The organism is Kitasatospora sp. NPDC058965 (assembly GCF_042741245.1).
Classification (GTDB): Bacteria; Actinomycetota; Actinomycetes; order Streptomycetales; family Streptomycetaceae; genus Kitasatospora.
Genome location: NZ_JBHYKG010000404.1, coordinates 1 through 6,611, shown reverse-complemented (window position 1 = coordinate 6,611; position 6,611 = coordinate 1). Strand labels below are relative to the sequence as shown.

General features: G+C 71.6%; 7 protein-coding genes. All 7 read right to left on the bottom strand.

Annotated features, from left to right (window positions below; genetic code table 11):
* Nucleotides 1-33: 33 nt before the first annotated feature.
* Nucleotides 34-579: an adenine phosphoribosyltransferase gene (locus tag ACFW1A_RS36955; protein WP_380417385.1), complete on the bottom strand. Its 546-nt coding sequence runs from the start codon at nt 577-579 to the stop codon at nt 34-36.
* Between the two features lie 13 nt (nt 580-592).
* The gene (gene secF, locus ACFW1A_RS36950; protein ID WP_380417383.1) at nt 593-1,714 is read right to left on the bottom strand and encodes a protein translocase subunit SecF; all 1,122 of its coding nucleotides are present in this window, start codon (nt 1,712-1,714) and stop codon (nt 593-595) included.
* A gap of 4 nt (nt 1,715-1,718) precedes the next feature.
* Nucleotides 1,719-3,548 carry a protein translocase subunit SecD gene (gene secD / locus ACFW1A_RS36945; protein WP_380417381.1) on the bottom strand — a complete coding sequence of 610 codons (1,830 nt, stop codon included), beginning with the start codon at nt 3,546-3,548 and terminating at the stop codon, nt 1,719-1,721.
* Between the two features lie 108 nt (nt 3,549-3,656).
* On the bottom strand, nt 3,657-4,037 hold the full coding sequence (gene yajC / locus ACFW1A_RS36940) for a preprotein translocase subunit YajC (RefSeq protein ID WP_380417379.1): 381 nt from the start codon (nt 4,035-4,037) through the stop codon (nt 3,657-3,659).
* A 159-nt stretch (nt 4,038-4,196) separates the two neighbouring features.
* A complete protein-coding gene (gene ruvB, locus ACFW1A_RS36935; RefSeq protein ID WP_380417377.1) occupies nt 4,197-5,291 on the bottom strand; it encodes a Holliday junction branch migration DNA helicase RuvB in 1,095 nt (364 codons plus the stop codon).
* Between the two features lie 50 nt (nt 5,292-5,341).
* Complete coding sequence (gene ruvA, locus ACFW1A_RS36930; RefSeq protein ID WP_380417375.1) at nt 5,342-5,953, bottom strand: Holliday junction branch migration protein RuvA; 612 nt, start codon at nt 5,951-5,953, stop codon at nt 5,342-5,344.
* Entirely contained in the window at nt 5,950-6,489 is a 540-nt protein-coding gene (ruvC, locus tag ACFW1A_RS36925) for a crossover junction endodeoxyribonuclease RuvC (protein ID WP_380417373.1), read from the bottom strand. The genes ruvA and ruvC overlap by 4 nt, the downstream gene beginning before the upstream one ends.
* Between the last annotated feature and the right edge of the window lie 122 nt (nt 6,490-6,611).

Genomic DNA, 6,611 nt, shown 5'->3' with positions numbered 1-6,611 from the left:
TGCGCGTTCACCGCTCTCCGTGTCCGGAACGGATCAGATCGTGACCAGCGTCTCCAGCGGGGCGCCGCCCAGGTGCGGGACCAGCCGCTCGCGGCCGCCGAGGAAGCCGAGCTCCATCAGCACCACCACGCCGGCCAGCTGGGCACCGGCCCGCCGGACCAGGTCCAGCGAGGCGGCGATGGTGCCGCCGGTGGCCAGCACGTCGTCCACCACCAGCACCTTCTCCCCCTCGGCGAAGGCGTCGCACTGCACCTCGAGGGTGGCCGAGCCGTACTCCAGGTCGTAGGACTGCTGGAACACCTCGCCGGGCAGCTTGCCCTTCTTGCGGATCGGCACGAAGCCGAGTCCGGCCGCGAAGGCGGCCGGAGCCGCCAGCACGAAGCCGCGCGCCTCCAGGCCGACCACCCTGGTGGCCCCGAGCTCCTTGGCCCGCTCGGCCAGCGCCGTGGTGAGGGCCGCGAAGGCCTCGGCGTCGGCGAGCAGCGGGGCGATGTCCTTGAACAGCACCCCCGGCTTGGGGTAGTCGGGGACGTCCCGGATCCTGCTGGTGAGCAGTTCGGCCAGGGCGGTGTCGGTCACGTCGGATCCTTCGTCAGCGCTTGCCGGACGGGCGGCCCTTGCCACGGGCACGGCTCGTCGGCTGGTTACGCTGACCGACCATACCCGCCGCGACCGAGTCGGCCACGGTCTCCTCGGCCGAGTCGGTGACGGTGCCCTCGGCCTCGGCCGCGGCCGCCGCCTTGGCGTCCGCCGCGCGCCGCTGGGCGACCCGCTTGGCGAGCGCCTTCATCTCCGGGGTCTGCTCCTTGAGCTGGGCGAGCAGCGGGGTGGCGACGCAGATCGAGGAGTAGGCACCGGCCGACAGGCCGATGAACAGCGCCAGCGAGATGTCGTTCAGGGTGCCGGCGCCGAGCAGGCCGCCGCCGACGAAGAGCAGACCGGCCACCGGCAGCAGCGCGACCACGGTGGTGTTCAGCGAACGCACCAGGGTCTGGTTGAGGCCGGCGTTGGCCGCCTCGCTGTAGGTGAGCTTGTTCTGCTTCTCGATGTTCTTGGTGTTCTCCTTCACGGTGTCGAAGACGACGACCGTGTCGTAGAGCGAGTAACCGAGGATGGTCAGGAAGCCGATCACGGTGCCCGGGGTGACCTCGAAGCCCACCAGGGCGTAGACGCCGATGGTGATCACCAGGTCGTGGACCAGGGCGACCAGCGCGGCCACCGCCATCCGCCACTCGAAGGCGATCGCCAGGTAGGCGGTGACCAGGACCATGAAGATGACCAGGCCGAGCAGCGCCTTCTGGGAGATCTGGTGGCCCCAGCTGGGGCCGACCACCTGGGCGTTGATGTCCGAGCTGGGCACCTTCAGGTCGTCGGAGAGCTGCTTGACGACCTGGTCCGAGGCGACCTTCTCGCCGGCGCTGACCTGGATCCGGATCTTGCCGTCACCGGTGGACTGCACCTGCGAGGTGGAGTCCCCGGTGATCTTGTTGATCTCGCTCTGCGCCTGGGAGACGCTGAGCCCCGGCTTCTGCACCGTGTAGACGGAGCCGCCCTTGAACTCGATGCCCAGGTGCAGGCCGATCACGGTCAGGCCGATGATCGCGGCGCCCGCGATCGCCGCGGAGATGCTGTACCAGAGCTTGCGGCGGCCGACGAAGTCGAAGCTGACCTCGCCCTGGTAGAGACGGTGGCCGAGGTTGCTGAAGCGCGACATTGCGTCAGGCCTCCTTGACGGCGGCGGAGGTGGCGGCGGGACGGCGGCGGGTGCTGCGCAGCGGCGGCCGGGCGCCCAGGCGCTTCGGGTCCAGGCCCGACCACGGGTGACCGTCGGAGAAGAACTTCCTCCGGGCGAGCAGCGTGATCAGCGGCTTGGTGAAGAGGAAGATCACCACGATGTCGAGCAGCGTGGTCAGGCCCAGGGTGAAGGCGAAGCCCTGCACCTTGCCGACCGAGACCACGTACAGCACCGCGGCACAGAGGAACGACACGAAGTCCGAGACCAGGATGGTGCGGCGGGCCCGCGGCCAGGCGCGCTGGACGGCCGGGCGCAGCTGGGCCCCCTCGCGGACCTCGTCGCGGATGCGCTCGAAGTACACGATGAAGGAGTCGGCGGTGATACCGATCGCGACGATCGCACCGCAGACGGCCGGCAGGTTGAGCGCGAAGCCGATGCTGGCACCGAGCAGCGTCATGATCGAGTAGGTCAGCGCCGCGGAGACCACCAGACCGCCGATCGACACCAGGCCGAGGCCGCGGTAGTAGACCAGCGAGTAGATGATCACCAGCGCCATGCCGATCGCACCGGCGATCAGACCGGCGTGCAGCTGGTCACTGCCGAGCGCGGCGGTGACGGTGGTCACGTCGCTCTTGTCGAAGCTCAGCGGCAGCGCGCCGAAGCTCAGCACGTTGGACAGGCCGCTGGCCTGGTCCTGGGTGAACGAGCCGGAGATCACGGCGTTGCCACCGGTGATCGACTGCGACACGTACGGGTGGGAGACGACCTTGCCGTCCAGCACGATGGCGAACTGGTTGGCCGGCTGCTGCTGGGTGGCCAGCTTGCCGGTGGTGTCGGCGAACTGCTTGGAGCCCTGGTCGTTGAACGACAGCTGGACCTGCCAGCCGGAGGCGTGCTGGGTGTCGTAGCCGGCCGCGGCCTTGGAGACGTCCTGGCCGTTGACCGCGACCGGGCCGAGGGCGAACTTGAACCAGGTGTTCTGCTCCTTGTCGTAGGAGCAGGCAACCGCGTTCTTCGTCGGGTCGGTCTGGTAGTCGATCCGCTGGCCGGCCACCGAGCAGTCGAGCGCGGTGAACTGCTGCTGCAGCTCGGTCGGCACGGTGCCCTGGGTGGTCAGCGCGGTGATGTCGGCCGGGCTGGTCGGCACCGCGGTGGCGGCGGCCGACGGGGCGGCACTGCCGGACGGCGCGGCGGACGCGGAGGCCGACGCCGACGCGGTGGCGCCGGCGGAGGCGCTCGGGTCCGCGGCCTTCAGGCCGTCGGAGACGGCGCGGCCGGCCTTGGACGGGCTGGCCGAGGCGCTGCCGCTGGGGGCGGCGCTCGCGCCGGAGCTCGCGGCGGCCGAGGCGCTCGGCGAGGCGGAGCCGGAGGGCGCGGCCGAACCGGACGGCTTGGCGCTGGGCTGGGCGGGGAGCGGGCCGGACATCGCGGTGGCCAGCACCGGGCGGAAGTACAGCTTCGCGGTGGTGCCGACCTGCTCGGCAGCCTGCTGGCTGTTGGTGCCCTTGGGGATGTTGACAATGATGTTGTCATTCCCCTGGGTCTGGACCTCGGCCTCGGACACACCGAACGCGTTGACGCGCTTCTGGATGATGTTGACCGCGGTGTCCATGTTGGTCTGGTTGATCGCGGCCTTGTCCTTGGACGTGGCGGTCAGCGTGATGCTGGTACCGCCCGCAAGGTCGATCCCGAGGCGAGGCGTCCTGTGGCCCGTCCCGAACATGAGGGCGACCAGTCCGACGGTGACCACCAGGATGAGGGCCAGTGCCCTCGCCGGGTAACCGTCGCGCGGACGCGACTTGGGTGTTGCCACCTTGCTCGTTTCTCCCTGTCCCATGCCGCTGGCACTGCGCCGCCGGCCTGCGATGGCAGGCGGCGGCGCGAACCGCGGACAACCGTGAAGTTGTGCAGACTGCTCTTACTACTTGGCGGCGGGCTTGTCGAGGTCGGCGACCTCGTCGGCCACGGCCTCGTCCACCGCGGCGTCGGCCTCGGCGGCCTCGACCTCGGCCTCGTCCTGCTCGGGCCGGCCGTTGACGATCTCGTCGTACTCCTGGGGGTCGACGACCGCGGCGACGGCCTGCTTCGAGAAGTGGGTCACCACACCGGGGGCGATCTCCAACTCCACGCTGTTCTCGTTGATCGCCTTGACGGTGGCGTAGAGGCCACCGATCGTGCGCACGGCCGAACCCGGTTCCATGGCCGACTGCATGTTCGCCTGCTGCTGCTGGCGCTTCTTCTGAGACCTCATCATGACGACCACGAGGACGACCATGAGGATGGGGAAGAGGAGAGTAATCACTGCGACGGGTCCTTTAGGTGCCACCCGGCGGGTGGCCAGTGGAGATGGACGACCCGCCGGGGTGAGACGGGGCGGTCCGGCGAAGTCTAGGAGACCCGCTGAGATCGGACAACGCCAAGCATCGCATCCTTGAGCCAGCGGTGGCGAGTGCGCAGTGTGTCACGCGTCACTTGTCCCGAAGAGATCGGTTTGGGTAGGTACCACCCCGCGCCCGCCGCCCTGGACCGGCGGGACCAGGCCGAGGTGCTGCCACGCGGCGGCGGTGGCGATCCGCCCGCGCGGCGTGCGGGCCAGCAGTCCCTCGCGCACCAGGAACGGCTCGGCCACCTCCTCGACCGTCTCGGCCTCCTCCCCCACCGCGACGGCGAGCGTCGACAGACCGACCGGGCCGCCGCCGAACAGCCGCAGCAGCGCGTCCAGCACCGCGCGGTCCAGCCGGTCCAGACCACGCTCGTCCACCTCGTAGACCGCCAGCGCCCGGGCCGCGATCGCGGCGGTGACCACCCCGTCGTGCTCGACCTGGGCGTAGTCGCGCACCCGGCGCAGCAGCCGGTTGGCGATCCGGGGCGTGCCGCGGGAGCGGCCGGCGATCTCGGCGGCGCCCGCCGGGTCGATCTCCACGTCCAGCAGCGCGGCCGAGCGGTGCACCACCTGCTGCAGCTCGGCGGGGGCGTAGAACTCCATGTGGCCGGTGAAGCCGAACCGGTCGCGCAGCGGCGGCGGCAGCAGGCCGGCCCGGGTGGTGGCGCCGACCAGGGTGAACGGCGGCAGTTCCAGCGGGATCGCGGTGGCGCCGGGCCCCTTGCCGACGATCACGTCGACCCGGAAGTCCTCCATCGCCATGTAGAGCATCTCCTCGGCGGGGCGCGACATCCGGTGGATCTCGTCGAGGAAGAGCACCTCGCCCTCGGTGAGCGAGGAGAGGATCGCCGCCAGGTCGCCGGCGTGCTGGATGGCCGGACCGGAGGTGATCCGGATCGGCGCGTTCAGCTCGGCCGCGATGATCATCGACAGCGTGGTCTTGCCCAGGCCGGGCGGGCCGGAGAGCAGCACGTGGTCGGGGGCGGCGCCGCGCTTGCGGGCCGCCCGCAGCACCAGCGAGAGCTGCTCGCGGACCCGCTCCTGGCCGATGAACTCGTCCAGCAGCTTGGGCCGCAGCGCCGCCTCGACCGCCTGGTCCGCGTCGTCGGCGGCCGCGCCCACCAGCCGGTCGGCGGGGTCGGAGTCGTACGGGCTCATCAGTGCTGGCTCCATGTCGACAAGTTGATGAAAGGTCAGATCGGTAGGTCGCTACGACCGACGGCTCAGCGGGCCCGGCTCAGGGTCCGCAGCGCGGACTTGAGCAGCGCGCCGACGTCGGTGCGGGCCTGCGCCTCGGCCTCGGGGGTGACCGCGGCCACCGCCTCGTCCGCCTCGCGCGGCGCGTAGCCGAGGCCGACCAGCGCGGCGTGCAGCTGCTCGCTCCACGGCGCCGGGCCGCTCGCCACCGGCTGCTGGGCCGGCACCGACCCGTGCGGGGCACCGAGCTTGTCCTTGTACTCCAGCAGCAGCTTGGCCGCCTTGGCCTTGCCGATCCCGGGGACCTTGATCAGGGCCCGCTCGTCGCCCTGGGCCACCGCGACCCGCAGCGCGTCGGGGCTGTGCACGCCGAGCATCGCCTGGGCCAGCCGCGGCCCCACGCCGGGTGCGGCCTGCAGCACCTCGAAGGTGGCCCGCTCGTCGTCGTCGGCGAAGCCGTAGAGGGTGAGCGAGTCCTCCCGCACCACCAGCGAGGTGGCCAGCCGGGTCGGCTCGCCGAGCCGCAGCGCGGCCAGCGTGGTCGGGGTGCACTGCACCGCCATGCCGACCCCGCCGACCTCGACCACGGCCGTACCGGCCGAGAGGGCGGCGACCGGTCCCTGAACGAAGGCGATCACGGGCGGTACTCCTTGGTCCTGGGGGAGGCGGTGCGGGCCAGCGCCGCCGAGAGCTTCTGCTGGGCGCTGCCCCGCCAGATGTGACAGATCGCCAGCGCCAGCGCGTCCGCCGCGTCCGCCGGCTTGGGCGGGGCGTCCAGCCGCAGCAACCGGGTCACCATCGCGGTGACCTGGGCCTTGTCCGCCCGCCCCGATCCGGTGACGGCCGCCTTGACCTCGCTGGGGGTGTGCAGCACCACCGGGATGCCGCGCCGGGTGGCGCAGAGCATGGCCACCGCGCTGGCCTGCGCGGTGCCCATCACGGTCGAGACGTTGTGCTGGGCGAAGACCCGCTCGATGGCGACCACGTCCGGGCGGTGGGTCTCCACCCACTCCTCCAGCCCCTGCTCGATCGCCAGCAGCCGCAGCGGGACCTCGTGGTCGGCCGGGGTGCGCACCACGCCGACGCCGACCATCCGCAGCGCCCGGCCCGGTGCACCGTCCACCACGCCGACCCCGCACCTGGTCAGCCCCGGGTCCACACCCAGTACCCGCACCGTCCCACCCTTCGTCCGCGGCCCCGGGCCGCACGGTCGCCATCCGCAGCGCCCGGCCCGGTGCACCGTCCACCACGCCGACCCCGCACCTGGTCAGCCCCGGGTCCACACCCAGTACCCTG